The sequence below is a fragment of the Enterococcus sp. DIV0703 genome (assembly GCF_051711065.1).
Lineage (GTDB): Bacteria > Bacillota > Bacilli > Lactobacillales > Enterococcaceae > Enterococcus_B > Enterococcus_B hirae.
In genome coordinates this window covers 905,071-927,500 of record NZ_JBIOLX010000001.1, presented here as the reverse complement: position 1 = coordinate 927,500, position 22,430 = coordinate 905,071, and the positions used below count along the sequence as shown (strand labels likewise).

Below are 22,430 nucleotides of genomic sequence, written 5' to 3'. Positions count from 1 at the left end.
TTTTTCACTATAATTTTTAAAGGCGAATATTCCTCTCGATAATTAGTATTTTGACGTTTTTTTATAGTTTTTTCAGCGCGTTTAACACCAATTCAGATACAAAAGTTCGGTTCCGCGTATTTACGTTTTTTATAAATTCGAGCACTTCCCTATATTGTTTGTTTTTTGAATAAAAAAAACAAGTAAAGTTAACCCCCTTTACTTGTTTTCTTCTTTTACAATCGGAATAAAGATCCTAAAAATGGTACCCTGCCCAACGACACTTTCTGCATTGATTCTTCCTTTATAATTTTCAACCAATTGCTTGGCAATGGATAACCCTAACCCATTACCACCTTTTGTTCGTGCTCTGGCTTTGTCGACACGATAAAAGCGATTGAAAATCTTATTAAGATCTTCTTGTGGTATACCTTCTCCAAAGTCTTGAATCGCAATTTCAAATTCGCTCAATGTAGAAGAAATCGAAATATGCACTTCTTTTCGATTGGTTGAATACTTCACTGCATTATCCAAAATAATAATGATTAGCTGTTCAAAGTGGTTACGATAAATTTGCAGAGTCACTTCTTTTGCTAAATCGTCATCTAAAGTAATGACATAATCTGGATATAGTATTTTGAAGTTATTGTAAACCTGGTAAGTGACTTCTTTCGCTAATGTCGTTTCATTCGCATAATGCATATCCACTTGTTCTGCTCTGGAAAGATCAAGCATTTCCTGAACCAAACTCTTCATTCGGCTAATTTCCTGCATACTTGCAGCTAATGATTCTTCTAAGATTTCAGGATCATCTTTCCCCCAACGGTTCAATAAACTCAAGTGTCCCTCAATGATTGCTACTGGAGTTCTTAATTCATGAGAAACGTCTTCCACAAATTGTTCTTGCTGTTCAATATAAAGACGCATGCGATCAAGCATCTCATTGAAGATTTCAGCAAGATCAGCTAGTTCATCATTCGTATCGATTTCCGGCATATGAATATCTGATTGTGGGTCTTTACGAATCGTATCCATCGTGTCTCGTAAGACCTTTAATGGTTTTAAGAAATAAGAGGATAAGAAAAACCCGAGTATACTACTTAAAATCAAGGAAACAACTTCTAATACGATGAGTGTCAATAATAACTTGTTCCGAATATCATAAAAAGATGAAAGTTCATAAAAACTTTGAGCATAACCAATCTTTTCTCTCGTTTCTTTAGAATAGATCGGCTGGACAGAAAGAAAACCAGTTTTGCCATCTAAAGTGACGATCGTTGGCACTTTTCTAGTTGTTTGGATCAATGAACGATCTTTTTCATGCGTTTTAAAAATTAATTTTTCATCTAAGTTATAGACATATAGATCCATTGAAGATTGTCCTAATTCGGAAATGAACGAATCGATTTTCATCAAATTCCCTTCAATGATTGATGTGTCACTGATGCTCGTATTATTTTCTGCATTTGTTAAGTTGCGGTAGGTGTTGACCAATGTCAGCTCTTCATTTGCATTGGCTAATCGTGAAGCGACTTCTGAGATCGTTCGTTCGTCATTGTTTCGCTCTTTTGCCACGATTAGATTGATTGAAGACTTATACGTAATGACCGCAAAAATGGTAAAAACAACGAATATAAAGAAAGAACTTGCAAAGGCCCACTTGATTGTCAAGGAGGGACCTTTAAGTTCTCTTTTTTCAGAATTTTTCGGTTTTATCACGAGCGCATCACATAGCCTGTTCCACGGACAGTTTGGATATAACTTTCTTCTCCAGGAACATCAATTTTATTACGAAGATAACGAATATAGACATCCACAACATTCGTTTCGACTTCTGTTTCGTATCCCCATACTTTGTTTAGTAAAACATCACGGGCTAATACAACATTTACATTTTCCATCAAAGTAAGTAACAATTCATATTCACGTTTTGTTAACTCAATGACTTCACTGCCACGTCGTACGACACGATTTTCTTTTTCGATCGTTAGGTCACGATAGGTGATCGTTGTTTGTTTCGCTACATTCTTGTCTCCTTCAATGTCGATACGACGTAATAAGGCACGTAAACGAGCTAATAATTCTTCAATCGCAAAAGGTTTAACGATATAGTCATCTGCACCATGATCTAATCCTGAGACACGATCGATTACTGAGTCTCTAGCAGTCATCATAATGATTGGTGTATTTTTAACTTGACGGACACGACGGCATACTTCTAGTCCATTTAATTCTGGTAACATCAAGTCTAATAAAATAGCATCCCATTCATTGTTTAACGCTGCATCTAATCCTGTACGGCCATTGTAATGTACTTCTGCATTGTAGCCTTCATGCTTTAATTCTAACTCGACAAACCGAGCTAAGTTTTTCTCATCTTCAATGATTAGAATATTACTCATCAATTTTTTTCCTTTCTATTCTACGGGCTTTTCAAAACTCTATTATTATACCGATAATCTACTTAAAAATCTATAACCATTTTATCATGGATAATAATTTTTAAAAAGAGCTGAAGTCTTCTCTTTTCAGTTGACTCCAGCTCTCATGTCATCTTTTATTTTTCTTCATCTTCAAGAAGCGAAAAGATTACTCTTCATGATACCATGAATAATGGAAGATTCCTTCTTTATCTACCCGTTCATAGGTGTGCGCACCAAAATAATCACGTTGCGCTTGGATAATATTTGCCGGTAAGCGTTCTGCTCTATAAGAATCGAAATAAGCAATCGCAGAAGAAAAAGTTGGTACTGGAACGCCTGCTTGGACAGCTAGTGCGACTACATCTCTTACTGCTTGTTGGTATTTATTGGTGATGTCGACAAAATAATCATCTAATAAAAGATTTTCGATATCAGAATCCTTGTCATACGCATCAGTGATTTTTTGTAAGAAACGAGCACGAATGATACACCCAGCGCGCCAGATCTTAGCAATTTCACCAAATGGCAGATCCCAACCATATTCTTTAGAAGCAACACGTAATTGAGCAAAACCTTGTGCATAACTCATAATTTTGCTGAAGTACAATGCTTCACGGATTTTTTCGATTAACTCTTTTTTATCTCCAGTAAATGAAAACTCATTCGTGCGGGTTAGCACTTTGCTTGCTCGGACACGTTCATCTTTGTATGCTGAAATGTAGCGGGCAAAAACTGATTCTGTGATCAATGGTAAAGGAACACCTAGATCTAACGCACTTTGGCTCGTCCATTTTCCTGTTCCTTTGTTACCAGCAGCGTCCATGATGACATCAACGATTGGTTTCCCAGTTCCTTCATCATCTTTTCTTGTTAGGATATCTGCAGTGATCTCAATCAAGTAACTGTCTAACTCACCTTGATTCCATTCTTTAAAGATGTCAGCCATTTCTTCAACTGATAAGCCTAAGATGTTTTTCATCAAGTCATAAGACTCTGCAATCAATTGCATATCGCCATATTCGATGCCGTTATGAACCATTTTGACATAATGACCAGCACCATTAGGACCGATGTAAGTCACACAAGGGGCCCCGTCTTCTGCTTTAGCAGAGATTTGCTCTAAGATTGGTGCAACCAATTCATAGGCTTCTTTTTGCCCTCCAGGCATGATTGAAGGTCCTTTTAAGGCTCCTTCTTCCCCACCTGATACACCTGTGCCGATAAAGTTGATACCAGAGTTAGCTAGTTCTTCATTCCGACGAATCGTGTCTTTGAAGAAAGTATTTCCTCCATCGATTAAAATATCTCCTTTATCCAAATGCGGAAGTAATTCTTGGATGGTTGCATCCGTTGCCGGACCAGCCTTTACCATTAGAAGGATTCGACGTGGTTTTTCGATCGAATCGACAAATTCTTCGATTGAATAAGTTGCTTTAAATTTTTTGTCTGGGTGTTCTTCCACCACAGCAGTTGTCTTTGATCCAGTACGGTTAAAGAGGGCAACTGAATACCCACGACTTTCAATATTAAGGGCTAAGTTTTTACCCATTACGGCCATACCGACAACGCCGATTTGTTGTTTTGACATATGAACTCCTCCTACATATGGGATGTTCTCCCTAATCTCTATCATTATAGCTTAACATGGCGCTATTGCAAACCAAAGAAGCATATATTTTTATGACGTTGTTTTAATATTAATGGACGAGCTAGGAAAGTTTTAAAGTATCACAAAAAAATAAACCTCAAGGCTCCATGGTTAGCCTTGAGGTTTTTACATTTTCTAATTAAAATGTATTAAGCTTCTTTAGACATTACGTCCTTACCATCGTAGTAACCACAATTTGCACATACGTGATGGCTTTTTTTCATTTCACCACAGTTTGCACATTCGTTTAAACCTTTGATTGTCAATTTGTAGTGTGTACGACGTTTTGCTTTTTTAGCTTTTGATGTTCTTCTAGCTGGTACTGCCATTTTGCTACACCTCCTTGTAAAGTCTTGCACCTTAATTGATGCAATATATTCCAATCTTACGCTTTATCATCTTCATTTGATGGTTCATCAAAAAGTTCCGATAATTTTGCAAGACGAGGATCTACTTTTGTCTTGGCATCTTCTGATTTTCTACGCTCATATTCTTCTTCGGAAACGACTTCCCAATCTGTTCCTTTCGGTAGGTCAGTTGCGAGTTCTTCTTCCTCAGTTAATACGCGCATCGGAATTGCCAATAAAATGTTGTCTTCAATTGATTCTGTCAGGTCAAGTTTTGCATCTTCGATTAACAAAATCTCTTCTGCAGACAATTGGTCATCTCTGAGTTGATATTGTTCTTTTGTCATAAACAATTCGTCAACAGCAAAGTCCATCGGTAATTCAACCGGTTCTAAAGAACGCGTAGATGGAACAGTCAGAGTCGTCTGCACAGTGTAATGAACCAGATAGCCTTTTTTATCAACTGAGACTAACCCTTGGACTGCAACAGGCGCAACATCTAGTATTAAATTGTCTCGCTCCATGAGTTCCGCTTTAAGATCAAGGGTCTCATGAAATGTTAACGGTGTCTCTTGGTATTTTCTCAATTCGAGTAAGGACCATTTCATTTTTCATCACTCCTAAGCAACAAAAGCAATTATACAGGGCAAAAAGGTCCTTGTCAATGAAATTTTCTTGACACCTTACACTTCATTAAAAAACATTTTTTTTATTTATTCGTTATGTTGTCTTATTTTTATTTACGAACAAATTTCCATGGCAACTCGCAACAAATAGAGAATCCATTTTTTTAACTAAACTTCTTCTCTATTACGTGAAAGACTCTCTGTAAATTTTGACTTTTTCTCCTTATTGTTTCGTAAACTATATGTTTACCCCAAAATTAACTGATGATTTTTAGAATAACATTCGATCATTCCTACAGAAGAACGATTTTTACTAACCAAGAATGATAACTAACGATATAAAAACAGCAGTTTTGATCGTTTATCCGGCTAAATTCTTCTACAAGTTGTTCTGTGGCGTACATACTTGATGGTTTCTATTTGCTCAAGTATTCAAGATGAACTACAATAAACAATATTTATAAGAAAAAGGAGCAGACGCTTGTTATGAACACACGAGATATCGAATATTATGTTCAAATCGTCAAGCAAAAGAATTTTACCAAGGTAGCCAAGTACTTTCAAGTTAGTCAACCGACGATCACTTACGCACTTAAGCGCCTGGAAAAAGAACTTGACGCAGTTCTTATCACGAGAGATCGTTCACACCACGAATTAGTGATTACCCCTGCTGGCAAACAGTTATTTATCCATGCACAATCTATCTTGCAAGAGATCAAGATGGCAAAAGCAGAGATTACGCAATTACAGAAAAAGAAATTACGATTTGGAATGCCACCAATCATTGGCAATGAATATTTTCCGAAATTATCCAGTTATTTTATTAAATCTCAGCTAATGGACCAAATTGAGATTACAGATGGTGGCTCGAGAGATTTGTATGGCATGATCCACCAAGGAAGAATCGATTTAGCGATCCTAGGCTCCACTCAACCAATTATCGATCAAAAATTAGAGATCGAATTACTTTTAGACAAGCGATTCATGATTGTCGTTGCTCCTACTCATCCTTTCGCTGACCGACAAATGATTTCTTTTAGCGACCTAACAGCTGAACAATTCGTTTTATTGAACGAGCATTACGTTCATCCTGCAGCTTTTAAAAAGTTAGCTAAACAGGCACATATTGAACCTAAAGTTGTTTACCAAAGCAATGACTTAGCCATATTGAAAAGCATGATTCGAGAAAATATCGGGATTGGTTTTTTAACTGAAATTGCTATTCACCCTGAAGATCATCTCGTGTCGATCCCTCTTTCCGATCAGCTCCAGCCGCACTTTCTGATTTCACTCGCTAAGCGTACTCAGCAAATTCCGACTCCTTTACAAGAAAATGTGGTTGAGGTCATCCAACAATTTATGAAAACTCAAAAGAAGAACAAATCTTAATTGAATGGCTATTAATAGAAATGAATAATAATTAACACTTTTGAATAAACAATAAATTATGATTGGACGGTAGTCTGCTGGTCCTCTCTAATTGACACCTTAGGTAACATCAGAAAAATTTCGTTTTAAACCCGTAGACTAAACACTAGAACGATCATTCTGCCACAATGAATGTTGTCTCATGATCCCTCTAAAAATCAACAAAAAAAGGATAAGACCTAGGTCTTATCCTTTTTTGATGATCAGCGAAGCCAATTAGATTGCTGTTGTTTCGCCACGGTATACAATACCACGACGTGAGTCTACAGTTACTAACTCGCCATCAGTGATTGTTGAAGTTGCATCTTGTGCACCAACGATTACAGGAATGTCTTGTGCAATTCCTACAACTGCTGCGTGTGAAGTCAATCCGCCTTCTTCAACGATAACTGCTGCTGCTTTTTCAATTGCAGGCATATATTCTTTATCAGTTGTTGGAACAACTAAAACCATGCCGTCTTTTGCTTTTTTGATTGCTTCTTCAGCTGATGAAGCAACAACTGCATTTGCAACGACTGATTTTTGACCAACGCCTTGAGCTTCTAATAATTTTGAACCAATCATTTGAATTTTCATTACGTTAGTTGTTCCACGTTCACCAACTGGTACACCAGCAGTGATCAAGATCAAATCGCCTTCTGAAGCAAAGCCTAAGTCAACTGCTTTTTGAGCAGCTAATTCAAACATTTCGTCAGTTGTTGTTGGTTTTTCAGCAACTGTTGGGTAAACACCCCAGTTAAGCATCAAACCACGTTTTGTACGTTCGTCAAAAGTAACAGCCAAGATGTCAGCATCTGGACGGTATTTTGAGATCATTTTAGCTGTATAACCAGATTCAGTTGCAGCTACGATTGTTTTAACGCCTAAGTTTTTAGCAGCGCGTGCTACAGATAGACCGATTGTTTCAGTCACATCAGTTTTATCAAATTCGTTTAATTGGAAAGTACCTAATTCTGATAATGCATTTTCAGCTTGTTGGTCAATACGAGCCATTGTTGCAACAGCTTCTACAGGGTAGTCACCGTTTGCTGATTCTCCTGATAACATTGTTGCATCAGTTCCGTCAAATACGGCATTGGCAACGTCAGAAGCTTCTGCACGTGTTGGACGTGGGTTTTCTTGCATTGATTCCAACATTTGTGTTGCTGTGATTACTGGGATACCAGCTGCATTACATTTTTTGATAATGCGTTTTTGAACCATTGGAACTAATTCGGCAGGAATTTCAACACCCATGTCACCACGAGCGATCATTACACCATCAGAAACTTTGATGATTTCGTCGATGTTGTCGATTCCTTCTTGTGATTCAATTTTAGGGAAGATTTGAACGTGTGTCATATCTTTTTCTTCTAAAATTTCACGAATATCTAAAACGTCTTGCGCTTTACGAACAAAACTTGCAGCGATAAAGTCGATATCGTTATCTAGACCAAAACGAATATCATCTGCATCTTTAGGAGTAATCCCTGGTAAGCTGATTGAAACGCCTGGTGCATTAACCCCTTTACGAGATCCTAGCATTCCAGCATTCTTCACTTCTACAACTAATTCACGAGTTGCTTCGTCTTTTTCAATGATTTCCATATCGATCAAGCCATCATCGAATAAAATGTGTCCACCTACATGAACGTCTTCAAATAGTCCAGGGTAAGTAACAGCGATTTTTTCTTTTGAACCTACATGTTCAGGATCCATTGAGATACGAGTTTTATCTCCTACTTCAAATTTGATGTATCCTGCACGACCAAAATCAGCTTCAGTTGTGCCTTGAACAGTTGTACGAATTTCAGCACCTTTTGTATCTAAAAGGATACCTACATCTTTACCTGTTTTTTTAACTGCTTCACGGACCATTGTCATACGTGATAATTGTTCTTCATGATCACCATGTGAAAAGTTAAAGCGGAAGACATTTGCCCCAGATTCAATCAATTTAGAAATAGTTTCTACTGAATTACTTGCTGGTCCTAATGTACTAACGATTTTGGTTTTTTTCATTTTACAAAACTCTCCCATTCAATTTTGTTTATTTAAAGCTGGTTAAAGCCTAAATACAAAGATAACAAGCTATACCTATTTTTAACTATAGCTTAAATTTCAAATAACAGGCTTTCAATCTTAGAATGAAAGTGAGTTATTTAAGTCATAAAGTGATAAGTCTGGTTTGTGTTTGTTGCTTTCTAGTGTTTCGATGATATCTGCAGCGACCATTTCATTGTCGCGGATACCCACACATAGACCACCTTTACCTGCACGAAGCAAGTCAACAGCATAAGCACCAAATTTGCTTGCTAACACACGGTCACGTGCGCTAGGTGAGCCACCACGTACTACGTGTCCTAAAATGGATACACGTGTATGGTAATCACCATATTCAGAAAGTTTTTCGGCAAATTCATTTCCGCCCATTACGCCTTCTGCTAAGATGATCAAGCAATGTTTTTTACCACGATCGCGACCTTCTTGGATTTTTTTAGCCACAGATGCCATATCAAAATCATGTTCAGGAATGATAATTTCATCTGCGCCACCGGCAACACCTGACCATAATGCGATATCGCCAGCGTTACGTCCCATTACTTCAATAACAAACGTACGAACGTGTGAAGTTGCTGTATCACGAATGCGGTCGATTGATTCTAAAACTGTGTTGATTGCTGTATCAAAACCGATTGTGAAATCAGTTCCTGGAATATCGTTGTCAATTGTTCCTGGAACACCAACAGCTGGAAATCCACGTCTTGTCAATGCCATTGCTCCATGGTAAGAGCCATCTCCACCGATAACAACTAAACCTTCGATACCGAATTTTTTCAATTGTTCGATCCCTTTTAATTGACCTTCTTCAGTCGCAAATTCAGGGTAACGTGCAGAGTACAAGAATGTCCCACCACGTTGGATTTTATCACCCACATCTGCAACATCTAGACGACGAATATCTCCTGCAACTAATCCAGCAAATCCATAGTTGATTCCATATACTTCGAGCCCTTCATAAATCCCTTTACGAACAACGGCACGAATAGCAGCATTCATTCCAGGTGCGTCTCCGCCACTGGTCAAAATTCCAATGCGTTTCATAATAATCATTCACCTCATTAAAATACTTTATCCTAAGCAATGCTTAGGTTAATAACCTTCTTTGCGTTAACCACGACTAACATTCTAACATTATTTTTAGCAATTGTCTTGATTTACTGATAAAAAAATGAAAAAAAATGAAAGCAAATAGTATATTTTACCGTAAGTTATTTGAAAACAACATTTTCTGGTTGGAGCAAGTAAGCTAATTGACTCTTCAAGCTCTTACTTCCATCGACCCAATAAGCTTCTGCCAGCACTACTTTCCGTTGATTCTTTTCATGGTACATCACGACTGGAATGTACCCAGAATGTTTCTGAAAAATAGTTTGCAATTGTTTCATCGTTTGCGGATTATCAAATTCTTCTTTGATTCGTAAGTAGCAAGTCTGATCTTGATATTGTTCTTCTAATTCTACAGGATCAGCAAAATTTTCGCCAATCAATTGCAACTCTTGGTTGTATTTACTCGTTTCTGTTCGTCCTTGAACAAAGATCACTTTATTCAACTCAAACAATGAACGAAATTGTCGATAGGATTTGGGGAATACAGTGATCGTGATTTCTCCACTGATATCTGTTCCTTCAACAAAAGCCATCAACTCCCCTTTTTTAGTTCTGATTTCACGGATATTTTTAATCATCACTAATACACTGACTGTTTGTTTCGGAATAACTTCAGTAATTAACCGGATTTTTTTAGCTAATTTCAAGCGTTCATAGCCTTCTGTTGGGTGCCCTGAAAGATAAATGCCTAAATATTCCTCTTCTAATTGCAGCTTTTCTTCTAAAGAATAGTCAGCCACTTCTTCTTCTTTTAAAGCCATGATCCCTAGGAGATCTAAGCTTCCACCACTATAAATAATGTTTTGTATTTTTCCTTCTAAATCGAGCATCAATTGTTTTCGATTCGGTGCCAATTCATCAAATACGCCCACTGCTACTAATGACTGGATCAACTCTAATTTTAGCCAGCGTTTATCTAAACGAATCAAGAATTGATCCACTGATTGATAAGCGCCATTTTCTTTTCGATCTTTTAAGATATCCTCAATGAAGTCTTTTCGGACACCTTTGATCGCAGTTAGACCAAAACGAATCTCTTCTGGATTAATCAGCTCAAAGCCATAATAGCTCTGATTAATGGAAGGTGCTGCTAGTTTTAATTTTTTCTTTCTTGCCTCAGCGATGTATTCTTTTAATTTGGTCGTATTGTGTCGAACCGAATTTAGTAAACTAACAAAAAATGCGCCTGGATGGTGGGCTTTGAGGTACGCCATTTGAAACCCAACAAATGAATAAGCAAACGCATGCGAGCGATTGAAACCATAATTGGCAAAACGTTCGATATAGTCATAGACTTCGACCGCTTTTTCTTTCGAATGGCCCTGACTTACTGCCCCACTGACAAAGTGTTCCCGCTCTTTGTCAATCACTTCTTTTTTCTTTTTACTGATTGCTCGACGCAAAATATCCGATTGGCCCAAAGAAAAACCAGCCATCTTTGCAGCGATTTGCATAATCTGTTCCTGATACACGATGACACCATATGTGTTTTTTAAAATAGGCATTAAGGAATCATCAGGATAATGGATCGTTTCTTTTCCTTTTTTGCGGGAAATAAACGTATCGATATTTTGCATTGGTCCTGGACGATATAACGCATTGACCGCCGCAATATCTTCAATTGTTTCTGGTCCTAATCGGCGTAAAACATTGCGAATACCTGCCGATTCAAATTGGAAAACCCCTGTAGTGTCTCCTTGTTGAAAGAGAAAAAGTGTCTTAGGATCATTTAAAGGAATTTGTTTCAATTGAATTTCTTTCTTTTCTACTTTTTTAATAGCTTTCAATGCGTAATCAATGATCGAAAGATTTCGCAATCCTAAAAAATCCATTTTGAGTAGTCCGATTGCTTCCACGTCATTCATCGTATATTGAGTTAAAAATGCTTCATCTGATCCTTTTTGTAATGGAACCAGATCTAATAGATTCTTATCACTGATCACAACACCCGCTGCGTGAGTCGAGACATGTCGAGGCAATCCTTCTAAAATCGAAGCTGTTTTAAATAGTAATTGATTTTTTTCACTTAACTGAACTAACTCCACTAAGGGTTTCGATGTCCGATATGCTTCGGGTAAGGTAATTTTCAACTGATTAGGGATCGCCTTTGACCATCGATTGGCTTCGCTTTGTGATAAACCAAAGACACGAGCCACGTCCCTTAACACCATCTTAGCCGCCATCGTCCCAAACGTTGCAATTTGCGCCATATGGTATTGTCCATATTTTTCTCTGACATAATTCAAGACTTCTTCTCTACGATTATCAGGGATATCCAAATCGATATCTGGCATCGTATAACGTTCTGGGTTTAAGAAACGCTCAAAAAGCAAATCATATTGCAACGGATCGACATCGGTGATCTCCAAGATATATGCAACTAATGAACCAGCCGCTGATCCTCGTCCAGCGCCAGTCACGATTTTTTCTCGATGAGCAAACGCCATGACGTCCCACACGATCAAGAAATAATCATCAAAGCCCATTTGATGGATAATCGACAACTCATATGCTAGGCGCTCTTGATATTCAGGAGTAATTTCTTCGACTCGCTCTGCTAATTTTGCGTGGCACAATTCATCAAGGTACTGACCAGCACTTTTCTGATCTGGTACTGGATAATGAGGTAGCAGCTTTTGATGAAATTGAAATTCAAAGGAAACCGATTGAGCTAAACGTTGCGCACCCTCTAGCGCATCAACCAACTGTGCTTCATTAAACCGTTGGATCATTTCATTTTCAGCAAGTAAAAAACCTGTTTTCGTTTCTATCTTTTGTTGGTTGATTGCTTCCATAGAAAGTTGGCTCCCAGCTCGAAGATGTTTCATCGTCTCAAGCGCAAACAGTTCTTCTTGTCTTAAGCTGGCAATAGGTTGTAATGCACATAAGGAATAATTGTTTTCTGCTAGGAACGTTACCCAACCACTTGGTAGTTCTGAGAAACTTTCAGTGATTCCAACATAAAAATCTTGTCGACCTACTTTTTCTTTGAGTGCTTGCCAATGGGCAGTAAAGGTCTCTGTTTGATTAAATTCAGCTACCACAGAATGTTGGGGAGGAACGACGAAAATCAAATGATCTGATTCTGTAAATTCTGATAATGCGAGACTTTCTTGAATCATTTTTTTACTCGACAGCTTCATCAATTGCTGGTAGCCAACGCCATCTTTCGCATATACCAATAAATCAAAAGCTTGGGACTCATAAGTATAAGTAAGGAGCATGCCGACAATTGGCTTTATTCCTTCTTTGATACATGTTTGATAAAACTCGGGTATCCCATACAGTACATCTTGATCAGTTATTCCTAGGACTGTATAACCTAGTGCTTTTGCCTTTTGGACATAATCTTGGATCCTGATCGTGCTTTGCAACAGCGAATAGGAGGTTTTTGTATATAATTGTGGGAAAAACATGGTCATTCCACCTTTTGTATAGTTAGACAATTAATCAATGCGTTCATTTATCTACTATGAGTATAGGATAAACGACAACGCATTTGTAATCATTCTCTTTGATTTGCATTTTTATTATTTTATCACATGGACTGGTTAAATCATAAAACTTGTTTTTTTACAACTAGCTTTCTTTACATTCAGCAAAATTCTGGTAAACTAAGCTTAGAAAAGAGGTGTTCTTTATGCGATATATCGTCACATTATTTTGGTCATTTGTCTTAGGTCAAGTCGTAGGTTACATTGGTGGGGCTCTTACAAGCGGTGGCTATGATTTTACTTTAACAACGATTATTTCATTGGTTGCAGGCGTTGTTGTCATTTTACTTGGTGCATTGGCAACTCCTAGAAAAGAAGCCTCATCACATTCATAAAAGCCAAATGAGGGTGGGACGCAGTCTCATCCTTTTTATGTATTTTGATAAAATCATTTCGCTTTCCATTAACTTTTTGGAGTGGAAAAGTTAAGCCTGGGACAAAAGGTCGTCCCGGGCTCTTTATCATGCGCAAAAATGAATAATTGTTGTTCCTTGAAATAAGCCTGAATTTCTCAAAACATGAGCGGTTATTTCAACAAATTCTTCCCTAGTGTCATCGGAGTTGCGAGGTTTTAACGAAAGCGACACACGATCTTTTCATCATCTGATCAGAAGCGTTGTCGAAGAACTTTTCTGAAGTTAAATAAAGATAATAAGATATTAGATAAAACAAAGAGACTTGTAGCAATGAACACTGCGCGATAGTTAAAGGCATGCGCAACCGTCGAGCCCACCATCGGTCCAAAGACTTGTCCAAAATTACTACACATTTGATTGTAACTATAGATTCGACTCACTCCTTCTGGCGGCGTGATCTTACTGATGAGTGTATTGATGGATGGCATTAACGCTCCCGTTGAAAAACCAAGAATAAACCGTAAGATCCCCAACTGTAAAGGGGTCGCTACAATAGCCATGGGCAAGTAGCAACAAAAAGATAAGGTTAGCCCTGCAAGCAGTACTTTTTGGTTCCCTATTTTATCCCCTAATTTCCCTAGTTTAGGAGATGAAAAAACTGCAGACACACCTGAAACCGAAACGATTAACCCACTAACAAATAAAATATTTCCTGAATTCCCGCTTAGCTCACGAATATATAAGGTCAAAATAGGACTGATAGTTGTGATACCAATTTGAAGAATCAAAGTGGTCACAAATAATCCGATCAGAATGGATAAATGATCCATTTTGGCAAAGATTTCTTTTGTACTGATCATATCATTTTTTTCTACTGGTTGAAAATCTTCTTTTACCAAGAAAATGGTTAAAAGTGTTGTTACAAGTAATAATACCCCAGTAATCAAGAAAACATTCTCCATACCAAACCACTGTGCCAGCGCACCTCCCATAGATGGCCCGATCAAACTGCCGGCAATCGCTCCAGTCGATAAAGTTCCTAATGCCCAACCACTTTTTTCTTTTGGCGCTTGTGAAGCAATCATCGCAGTCGCGTTAGGAATATAACCTGATAAAATGCCATTTAAAAAACGCATGACCAGTAACCAATACGCATTGGGAACAAAGGCCAACGATCCCATCGTTACCGTCATCCCTGCGGCAGCTCGGATCATCATGAGCTTTCGTCCTTTACGATCTGCCAAATTCCCCCATATTGGCGCTACGATAGCTGAAGCAAAGGCAGTAACAGATATCGCTAGACCGGAAAACAACTCAACTTGATCACTTGGTGTACCCAATTGTTCTACATATACAGGAATAAATGGCATAACTAAACTAAAACTAGCCCCTGTAAAAAAGCAGCCGATCCAAGCCACGAATAAATTTTTCTTCCATTGTATCTTCATTGATCATCCTCATTTCTTTATGTTTCTTTGCAAAAAATTTCTTTTTGAAACAGCATAAATTATGTATTGTTACTATATAGACGAAAGGTTTTGTTCCGAGCAGTACTATCTTCTACTTATTTACTATCTTAACAGTGAAAATCTTATGTTACAAAAAAACACTCTTAACAACTATATAAAATCGTTAAGAGTGCAAATACTACTTTTTTCGAATCATTCAAATGGTGATGGCAAAAAGCGTTTTTTCTTATTAAATTTGTGCTACTTTTTATTGTAAACTTACTCATGTTGCTGTTTCCTGACTTTTTAGCTGGTTCTTTAAGAAAATAGTTCAGCTACCAGTTGGGCTGGTTTACATCGTTGCTAAAATAATAAAGTTAAGGATAAACAAGACCACAACGATCCATAATGGAATTGAAATTTCTTTGAATTTCCCTTTGATTACTTTGACGATCGTGTAAAAAATGAAGCCGACAGCAATCCCATAAGAGATGCTATAACATAATCCCATAAAGATTGAAGCAAAGAATGCTGGTAGTGCTTCTTCCAGGTCAAGCCAATTGATATCTGTGAATGAAGCCATCATCATCACACCAACTAAAATCAATGCAGGTGCAGTTGCTTGAGTTGGAACGATAGAAATCAATGGTGAAAAGAAACTACTTAATGCAAATAAGACTGCAACCACTACTGAGGTCAAACCTGTTCGTCCACCAGCACCGATACCTGCAGCAGATTCTACATAAGTCGTCGTATTTGATGTTCCAAAGATTGCTCCTACAGATGTCGCAATGGCATCGGCAAAGAGCGCTTTATCCATTTTTGTCTTGAAACCTTTGCCATCTTCTAATGCTTCTTCATCTTCTTTTGAGAAGATCCCCGTACGGCGACCTGTTCCAATGAACGTCCCAATCGTATCAAATGTATCCGATAAACTAAACGCAATGATTGTCATGATTACTTGTGGAATCTTTGAAGAATCACTAAATAATGATTGCATCCCCTCTGGTCCAAAAGCAGCACCAAAAGTCGTGCCTAATTCTTTGAATGAACTTCCTAATGAATTAGCTTGCCAATCAATCGTACTTAAATCAACGACCCCCATCATAATCCCTAAGATAGTGGTTGCCACGATCCCGATCAACATCGCACCACGAACATTTTTTACCACCAGGATCGCTGTTAAAATCAAACCGATCACAGCTAATAAAATCGGTGCATTATTGAAGTTGGCTAAAGCTGGAACGATCCCACCATTGATTGTGACATTCGTTGCCTTGCCTCCGTCAACCACCGAACTAGTGATTGCTGCCTGATCAGCTGAAAAAGAGAGAAATCCTGCATTTTTGATCCCAACATAAGCGACAAAGATCCCGATCCCGCCTCCAATCGCATGTTGTAGACTTTCAGGAATGGAATGAATGATCAATTTTCGTATTTTGGTCACAGTAATAAAAATGTTGACCATCCCACAAATAAAGACCATCGCTAAAGCTTGTTGCCAAGAATAACCTAATCCAAAAACTACTGTAAAAGTAAAAAAGGCATTTAATCCCATTCCAGGTGCTTGCGCATACGGTACATTTGCAAACAACCCCATTACCAAAGTACCAATGATCGAAGCGATGATTGTTGCTAAGAACACTGCCTGAAAAGGCATCCCTGATGCTGACAAAATGGTTGGATTTACAAATAAGATATAACTCATTGCAAAGAATGTCGTAACCCCAGCCATGATTTCTGTTGGTACATTTGTCTTATTTTTCTTTAATTGGAAAAACTTTTCCATAAAAAATTTCCACTCCCTGAATTTTTTTGACGTAAAATCAAATAATAAAATAAAATAAGTCAACTATTCCGTTTACGTCGAACAATTATTGATTATAATTATAATTCGTTCGCTTTTCAATAAAATGATTAAAAAAAGCAATAAAAAAATGCTTAATGTTCGTGTTTTACTTTATAAATGGTTATTGAACAAAATGTATCCATTCTCTTTAATTTAAAAAAGACTTCTTTTTCCCTTACATTTGCACCTTGTTAAAAAAAATATATGTGCTAGACTGAAACACATACTAGCATTGAAAGGAATGACATTTTTGAATAGAAAGCTCATTGCCATTGATTTAGACGGAACAACTTTAAATCCCGATTCAATCATTACTTCAAAAACTGAAGAAACATTAAAAAAAGCGATTAACGCTGGTCACCATGTCAGTATTGCTACTGGGCGCCCCTTCCGAATGAGTTATCATTATTATCAGCAATTAGGATTGTCTACACCGATGGTCAACTTTAACGGTGCTTTAGTACATATCCCTAATCAATATTGGGCTCATGAAAAAGAAACCTCGATCGATAAACGCATCGTATTCGAGATTTTAGCTCAAAAACGCCAATTGAATTTAGATTTCATTGCTGCAGAAAATCGTGAAACTTATTTTATTGACAGCTTTGATTTTTTTGATGAAAAAATTTTTGCTGCATCAAATCCTAGCCCTCAAAATTTATTATCGCCTAAAAATCTGACAACTGATCCAACCTCTTTACTGGTTCGAACAGAAAAATGCTATGCTGAACAAGTTTCAGCTGAATTAACCCGTCAATTCGGTCATTTTGTTGATGTTCGTACTTGGGGAGGACCAATGGCTATTTTAGAAATCGTTTCTAAAGGAATTGAAAAAGCCAAAGGCGTTCATCGCATTGCCAATTACCTTGATATCGATCAAAAAGATGTCATTGCTTTTGGTGACGAACATAACGATTTGGAACTATTAGAATATGCTGGCTGGGGAGTTGCAATGAAAAATGGTACCGATCAATTAAAAGGCGTTGCTAACGATGTCACTGAACACACCAACCAAGAAGATGGCTTAGCTACGTATCTAGAAGACTTATTAGCCCTTTAAAATCAAAAAAGACCGTTCCAGAGAAAACAAATTGTATTTCTCTGGAACGGTCTTTTTAGTTGTTGGTCTTTTTATTTTGCCATGAACATATCGTAGTAAGTGTCCATGATTTCTTTTGCAATGACTAGATTCATATGATCTTTTTCATCTAATAAGTTCGGTAGAACGACACTAATTGCAATTTGTGGGTTATCACTCGGACCATAGGCCACGATATTACTATTTACTGTGGTAATATCTGGATGACCTTCAGCTACAGTTTCGGCTGTACCAGTCTTAGCAGACAAATCCATTTTTGCACTAGCTAAAGGTTTAGCTGTCGTATACGCATCTGTTCCATGAACAACTTGATGGAATCCTTCACGAAGGATCGACATATCAGCTGGAGAAATATCAACGGTATCTTCGACTTTTGTTTCCAGCTCTTTTTTCACCGGACCAAGGTTCCCATTTTCATCATTTCCATAGATTCCCTTGACTAAACGAGGTTGGATTCTCTTACCACCATTGGCTACAGTTGAAGCATATTGCGCTAATTGGATCGGTGTATAGGTATCAAACTGACCAAAAGCTAAGTCAGTAAAGTTACCTGGTGTGTACCATTGAGCACCATTATCTGCATTAAATTTCTTCATAAAATCAACAGAACGAGAAATCCCTGGTGATTCATTTGGTAGATCAATCCCAGTTTTTGTTCCTAAGCCAAACTGTTTGAACGCTTTACGTAATTCTTCATAGGCTTTTGACTCTTCATTTAGTGAAGGAAGTCCCATATTTGGTGTATATTCCAATCCCAGCATTTTCAACGCAACTTTGATCATATACGTATTCGATGATAGTTCAAGTGCTTTGACTGCATTGATTGCAATACGCCCGCTTCGATTAAAGACCGAACTCTTTTCAGAAGAGCCTTGTAATTTGATTGGCTCATCGACTAACACTTGGTTACCTGAGATCACATTCGTTTGCCAACCAGCAGTTAACGTACCTGCTTTGACTACTGACCCTGGAGTAAAGGCGCTAGTAATATTCCCCAAAGCATTTTCTGTCAACTCTTTGGACCCTTCTTGGTGACTAAATCCTGTCATAGCCAATATTTCACCGGTTTGTGGATTCATCGCTACTGCATACGCCCCTGGCGAATAAGTCGCTTTTCCACTATCCACTAATTTTTGGTAGTTTGTCTTTAAGATATTTTCGACTTTGGCTTGGAAATCAGCGTTAAGAGACAACATGAGGTTGGACCCTTTTTCACCAGCAAAGATTTCTTTTTGATTCGTTACATTCCCATTACTATCGAGGGTTACTTCATATTGGGTTTTTGTTCCTTGTAAAACATCTTCATATTGCTTTTCAAGGTAACTTTGTCCCACACGATCATTACGAGAATAGCCTTTAGCTAAGTATTCATCTACTTCATCAGCTGGTAAACCTTGTTTTTCTGTTGTCACACTACCTAAAATACTTTTGATTGAGTCAGCAGCCGTGTATTGACGTGTCCAGTCGGTTCCTGTGGATACTCCAGGTAGTTCTGAAGCATGTTCGGAAACAACCGCTAATTCTTGATCAGTCACACCTGAATTTTTGATAAATACCGTGTTCAATTCATACGCACTATTCATGCGTTTAAAAATTGTCGCGATTTTTAATTGTTCTTCATTGAAGTTGATTTCACTATCAGTTACTTTGTCAACTAACGCTTTGTATTGATCGCTGGAATCAAGTTGTTTTTCCTTTGCTGTTAAGCGTTCCGTTGCTTCTTTCAAATGCTTAGGATCAGCTAACCAAAAGTCTTTTTTATCTCGTTCAGTTAAATTTTCATCAACTGGCACATTGATTAATTGATTTAGTCTTGTCGCTACTTTAAGCAGATCCTCTGCCGTCATTTTTGTTCCTCTGGTGAAAGTAATTGCTTGATTCGCTTGGTTCGTCACCAATGGTTTACCTGTCGAATCGTAAATCATCCCCCTCGGAGAACTGGTTTGGATCGTTAGTGTCGATGATGATTTCACTTTGGCTTCCATTGCTTCGCCATTAACGATTTGTAGATAACCTAATCGTGCAATCAATGCGACGAATAATGTAAATATGATGAAAAAAAGAAAATTCAACCGAAAAGGGACATGGGAACGTCGAAATGTTTTGTTTTTCGGCTCTTGTGCACCTTTTTTCAATTTATCCATCCATGAATTGTTTAATAGTTTTTTCATAAACTCTCTCATCATTCCTATCTTTTTCCTACTTACTGTTATGTTTCATTGTACCTAAATTTCTTGAAATAAAAAAGAAGAAACGAAAATCACTAATAAATTCTTTAACTTATTTCAAGTTGATATTCTTTTTTTGTTTCACAGGATAAAATCGTGTCAAGTTTTCAAACAATTCAAACCTTTAAAAAATAAAGTTTTTTATTTAATTCATCATTTTCTTATCGTGAAACACAACAAATGATATTTTTACTGTGGAAAACTTTTTATAATGTTCTTACCGTTTTGAACCAAAGTATCCTTTAATTACTTGTCTGGTTTCACGAACTTTTTCCCCCAACTGTTCATTCTTTGTCATATATAAATAAAAAATAATATCGATAGTAACAAACTGAGCCAGCAAAGAATTTGTAGCAGCGCTTCGATTGGTAATTTCCTTTGGACGTGAGGTTTGTACAACAACATCCGCCAACTTACTTAAAGGATTATTTCCAAATTGCGTTAAAGCAATTACCTCAATGCCTAAATCTTTTGCGATTTCTCCAACTGCTACGACATCCGCGCTACTACCAGAATTGGAGACTAACCATAATACTTTTTTGGTTTCATTGCTTACTAATTGAGGAAGTAAAACATGGATATCTTTTTCAAAAATAATGGGTTTGCCTACTCTAGACCATTTTTGCAAAATGTCTTCCACCACTAAAGATGAAGCGCCCACGCCATATAAAAAGACTGTTTCAGCACTTTCCAGGGTCTCAACCACTTCTTGAATTTTTTCTTCATTTAAAATGTCCACCGTTTCTTTGATTGCCACTTGCGCATTATTTCCCAAAATGTGTTTGATCGAATAAAATGATTCGTTTGGATGAATATCACTGAAGCCTTCAACGATACCGGTTTGTAACTCGGTCGAAATATTTATTTTGAAGTCAGTCAAACTTTGAAACCCAATTTTTTTGGAAAATCGGACAACTGTGGGCGCACTTAACCCAGCAGCTTCTGCTAACTCGTTCGCAGTCATCGTGGGAATTTTTTCTACATTTTTGATGATATAATCAGCGAGCTTTTTTTCAGTTGAAGAATACTCCTCCATCATGCTCTCAATACGGCTAATAACGCTCATTTGTCTCACTTCCTTTTTCTCTTCCAGTCTAGCTAAGTATACCATATCCCACTAATAAGATCGTGACGTCTGACAATAAAATTTTGTCATCATCTGTAAATAAATGTTGGAGAAAAAGTATGAGGCTAAAAAATAATTGATGAGGTTCAGCTACAGCAATAAAGCCCAAGGCAAGCCTTGGACTCTTAGATAAAAGATTAATTTTTCAAGAAGAATGGACGATTGCAGCTCCTGGTTATCCTATCATTCATATGATAGTTGCACTCTTTATCATGAAAATTTTGTTGTCTCACGTTGAATACTCTTGATAGAAGTCACGAGTATTGAACTCCAATTTATAAATGGATGTCATGACATAAGTTTTAGAGTTGGTGTTCCGCATGTGCTGCTCCTAATTGATTCCTAGAAGTTGAGAAGTTCATAGCATGTTGGATTTTCTCACTTATTTGTGCTAGTCTTTCTTCCTTAGTATTCTCGAATGGTTGTATTGATCGACTGAAAAGTTGTTCTGGCATATCATTTCTATTTGACGATCTTGCTAATATTTGTTCCATTGTTAACAACACTTGTTTTTCTTCATATTTTTCTTGCTGTATTTTTTCTACTACTATTTTATTCAAGTCTTGATTCCGCATTTTTTGGCTATTGGAATATAACAGTCGGTTGAAAAACTGCTTAAACAAATTTTTTCTGAGACCAAGTTTTGTCTGCTCTTCATTTCTTTGTTTCATTTTGATTTTCGTTATAGGTAAAATATTCTCCATTTCAGTCTTAGCACGAGGAGCTATTTCGATTTGATTCGTAAAATTACTTTTATGAGGAATCAAAGTTGTTTTGAACGCACGAATTTTTGTTGCCATTCTTTTCCGATCGTTTCTTATGTAACTGATCATTTTTATTCTGAAAGAGCGGTCAAGCTTATGGATTTCCTGGTAAGTATTATTTAGTATTTTCTCAAGCATAGAAAAATCTCGCCTAATCAATTCCAACATTCGTTTAGCGGGACCAACGGACTTCGAATTTTTTTGATTTGTGGATTTATGTTGACTCCTTTGTTTAATCGCATGTTCAATTTTTACGATTAAATTTACTGCTAAGTTCTTTTTTTTACGATTGGCTTGTTTTGACTGCATTTCATTTGTTTGCTCGCTTAACTCATTTTGAGCTACGTTATTTCCTTTTTTATTTAGCCTTTTATTTGTAAAAAAAGTTCCCATTTTCAGCCCTCCTTTTTTCCTTTTCAACCTAATAATAGCATAAGATGAAAGGCTTGCTTATTCATCTTTTCG

16 protein-coding genes are annotated in these 22,430 nt (G+C 37.2%); 3 read left to right on the top strand and 13 right to left on the bottom strand.

What is annotated here, in order from left to right; genetic code table 11:
* Positions 1-198: 198 nt before the first annotated feature.
* From IGK81_RS04265 to IGK81_RS04245, 5 genes are all read right to left on the bottom strand, one after another.
* On the bottom strand, positions 199-1,698 hold the full coding sequence (locus tag IGK81_RS04265; protein WP_010719635.1) for a HAMP domain-containing sensor histidine kinase: 1,500 nt from the start codon (positions 1,696-1,698) through the stop codon (positions 199-201).
* Positions 1,695-2,381 carry a response regulator transcription factor gene (locus IGK81_RS04260; protein WP_005875038.1) on the bottom strand — a complete coding sequence of 229 codons (687 nt, stop codon included), beginning with the start codon at positions 2,379-2,381 and terminating at the stop codon, positions 1,695-1,697. Before IGK81_RS04260 ends, IGK81_RS04265 begins: the two co-directional genes overlap by 4 nt.
* 187 nt (positions 2,382-2,568) lie before the next feature.
* Positions 2,569-3,990 (bottom strand): NADP-dependent phosphogluconate dehydrogenase, encoded by a 1,422-nt coding sequence (gndA, locus tag IGK81_RS04255; RefSeq protein ID WP_010738115.1) that lies wholly within the window; start codon positions 3,988-3,990, stop codon positions 2,569-2,571.
* A 209-nt stretch (positions 3,991-4,199) separates the two neighbouring features.
* The gene (gene rpmF / locus IGK81_RS04250; protein ID WP_010719637.1) at positions 4,200-4,379 is read right to left on the bottom strand and encodes a 50S ribosomal protein L32; all 180 of its coding nucleotides are present in this window, start codon (positions 4,377-4,379) and stop codon (positions 4,200-4,202) included.
* A 56-nt stretch (positions 4,380-4,435) separates the two neighbouring features.
* Complete coding sequence (locus IGK81_RS04245; RefSeq protein WP_010719638.1) at positions 4,436-5,005, bottom strand: YceD family protein; 570 nt, start codon at positions 5,003-5,005, stop codon at positions 4,436-4,438.
* A 504-nt stretch (positions 5,006-5,509) separates the two neighbouring features.
* On the opposite strand from IGK81_RS04245, the gene IGK81_RS04240 reads away from it, so the two are divergent.
* On the top strand, positions 5,510-6,412 hold the full coding sequence (locus IGK81_RS04240; protein WP_010719639.1) for a LysR family transcriptional regulator: 903 nt from the start codon (positions 5,510-5,512) through the stop codon (positions 6,410-6,412).
* Positions 6,413-6,667: 255 nt separating this feature from the next.
* On the opposite strand, the gene pyk is transcribed toward IGK81_RS04240, so the two are convergent.
* From pyk to dnaE, 3 genes are all read right to left on the bottom strand, one after another.
* Complete coding sequence (gene pyk, locus IGK81_RS04235) at positions 6,668-8,452, bottom strand: pyruvate kinase (protein ID WP_010719640.1); 1,785 nt, start codon at positions 8,450-8,452, stop codon at positions 6,668-6,670.
* A 120-nt stretch (positions 8,453-8,572) separates the two neighbouring features.
* Positions 8,573-9,535 (bottom strand): 6-phosphofructokinase, encoded by a 963-nt coding sequence (gene pfkA / locus IGK81_RS04230; RefSeq protein ID WP_010719641.1) that lies wholly within the window; start codon positions 9,533-9,535, stop codon positions 8,573-8,575.
* A 167-nt stretch (positions 9,536-9,702) separates the two neighbouring features.
* A complete protein-coding gene (gene dnaE / locus IGK81_RS04225; protein ID WP_034700531.1) occupies positions 9,703-13,017 on the bottom strand; it encodes a DNA polymerase III subunit alpha in 3,315 nt (1,104 codons plus the stop codon).
* A gap of 224 nt (positions 13,018-13,241) precedes the next feature.
* On the opposite strand from dnaE, the gene IGK81_RS04220 reads away from it, so the two are divergent.
* Positions 13,242-13,430: a YjzD family protein gene (locus IGK81_RS04220; protein WP_010719643.1), complete on the top strand. Its 189-nt coding sequence runs from the start codon at positions 13,242-13,244 to the stop codon at positions 13,428-13,430.
* Between the two features lie 272 nt (positions 13,431-13,702).
* Here IGK81_RS04220 and IGK81_RS04215 read toward each other — a convergent pair whose 3' ends face one another.
* A complete protein-coding gene (locus IGK81_RS04215) occupies positions 13,703-14,899 on the bottom strand; it encodes a multidrug efflux MFS transporter (RefSeq protein WP_034700532.1) in 1,197 nt (398 codons plus the stop codon).
* A gap of 352 nt (positions 14,900-15,251) precedes the next feature.
* Complete coding sequence (locus tag IGK81_RS04210) at positions 15,252-16,688, bottom strand: NCS2 family permease (protein ID WP_034700533.1); 1,437 nt, start codon at positions 16,686-16,688, stop codon at positions 15,252-15,254.
* 310 nt (positions 16,689-16,998) lie between these two features.
* Between IGK81_RS04210 and IGK81_RS04205 the strand changes: the two genes are divergently transcribed.
* The gene (locus tag IGK81_RS04205; RefSeq protein ID WP_301554821.1) at positions 16,999-17,808 is read left to right on the top strand and encodes a Cof-type HAD-IIB family hydrolase; all 810 of its coding nucleotides are present in this window, start codon (positions 16,999-17,001) and stop codon (positions 17,806-17,808) included.
* Positions 17,809-17,879: 71 nt separating this feature from the next.
* Here IGK81_RS04205 and IGK81_RS04200 read toward each other — a convergent pair whose 3' ends face one another.
* The 3 genes from IGK81_RS04200 to IGK81_RS04190 form a co-directional block, all read right to left on the bottom strand.
* Positions 17,880-20,033 (bottom strand): peptidoglycan D,D-transpeptidase FtsI family protein, encoded by a 2,154-nt coding sequence (locus tag IGK81_RS04200; protein ID WP_010738122.1) that lies wholly within the window; start codon positions 20,031-20,033, stop codon positions 17,880-17,882.
* 259 nt (positions 20,034-20,292) lie between these two features.
* Positions 20,293-21,141 (bottom strand): MurR/RpiR family transcriptional regulator, encoded by an 849-nt coding sequence (locus IGK81_RS04195; protein WP_034700537.1) that lies wholly within the window; start codon positions 21,139-21,141, stop codon positions 20,293-20,295.
* Between the two features lie 362 nt (positions 21,142-21,503).
* A complete protein-coding gene (locus tag IGK81_RS04190; RefSeq protein WP_034700538.1) occupies positions 21,504-22,358 on the bottom strand; it encodes a hypothetical protein in 855 nt (284 codons plus the stop codon).
* Positions 22,359-22,430 lie beyond the last annotated feature (72 nt).

Coding starts and splice junctions, on each gene's coding strand:
- IGK81_RS04260 (WP_005875038.1), bottom strand. CDS start 2,381: ATGAGTAATATTCTAATCATTGAAGATGAGAAAAACTTAGCTCGGTTT.
- gndA (WP_010738115.1), bottom strand. CDS start 3,990: ATGTCAAAACAACAAATCGGCGTTGTCGGTATGGCCGTAATGGGTAAA.
- rpmF (WP_010719637.1), bottom strand. CDS start 4,379: ATGGCAGTACCAGCTAGAAGAACATCAAAAGCTAAAAAAGCAAAACGT.
- IGK81_RS04245 (WP_010719638.1), bottom strand. CDS start 5,005: ATGAAATGGTCCTTACTCGAATTGAGAAAATACCAAGAGACACCGTTA.
- IGK81_RS04240 (WP_010719639.1), top strand. CDS start 5,510: ATGAACACACGAGATATCGAATATTATGTTCAAATCGTCAAGCAAAAG.
- pyk (WP_010719640.1), bottom strand. CDS start 8,452: ATGAAAAAAACCAAAATCGTTAGTACATTAGGACCAGCAAGTAATTCA.
- pfkA (WP_010719641.1), bottom strand. CDS start 9,535: ATGAAACGCATTGGAATTTTGACCAGTGGCGGAGACGCACCTGGAATG.
- dnaE (WP_034700531.1), bottom strand. CDS start 13,017: ATGTTTTTCCCACAATTATATACAAAAACCTCCTATTCGCTGTTGCAA.
- IGK81_RS04220 (WP_010719643.1), top strand. CDS start 13,242: ATGCGATATATCGTCACATTATTTTGGTCATTTGTCTTAGGTCAAGTC.
- IGK81_RS04215 (WP_034700532.1), bottom strand. CDS start 14,899: ATGAAGATACAATGGAAGAAAAATTTATTCGTGGCTTGGATCGGCTGC.
- IGK81_RS04210 (WP_034700533.1), bottom strand. CDS start 16,688: ATGGAAAAGTTTTTCCAATTAAAGAAAAATAAGACAAATGTACCAACA.
- IGK81_RS04200 (WP_010738122.1), bottom strand. CDS start 20,033: ATGATGAGAGAGTTTATGAAAAAACTATTAAACAATTCATGGATGGAT.
- IGK81_RS04195 (WP_034700537.1), bottom strand. CDS start 21,141: ATGAGCGTTATTAGCCGTATTGAGAGCATGATGGAGGAGTATTCTTCA.
- IGK81_RS04190 (WP_034700538.1), bottom strand. CDS start 22,358: ATGGGAACTTTTTTTACAAATAAAAGGCTAAATAAAAAAGGAAATAAC.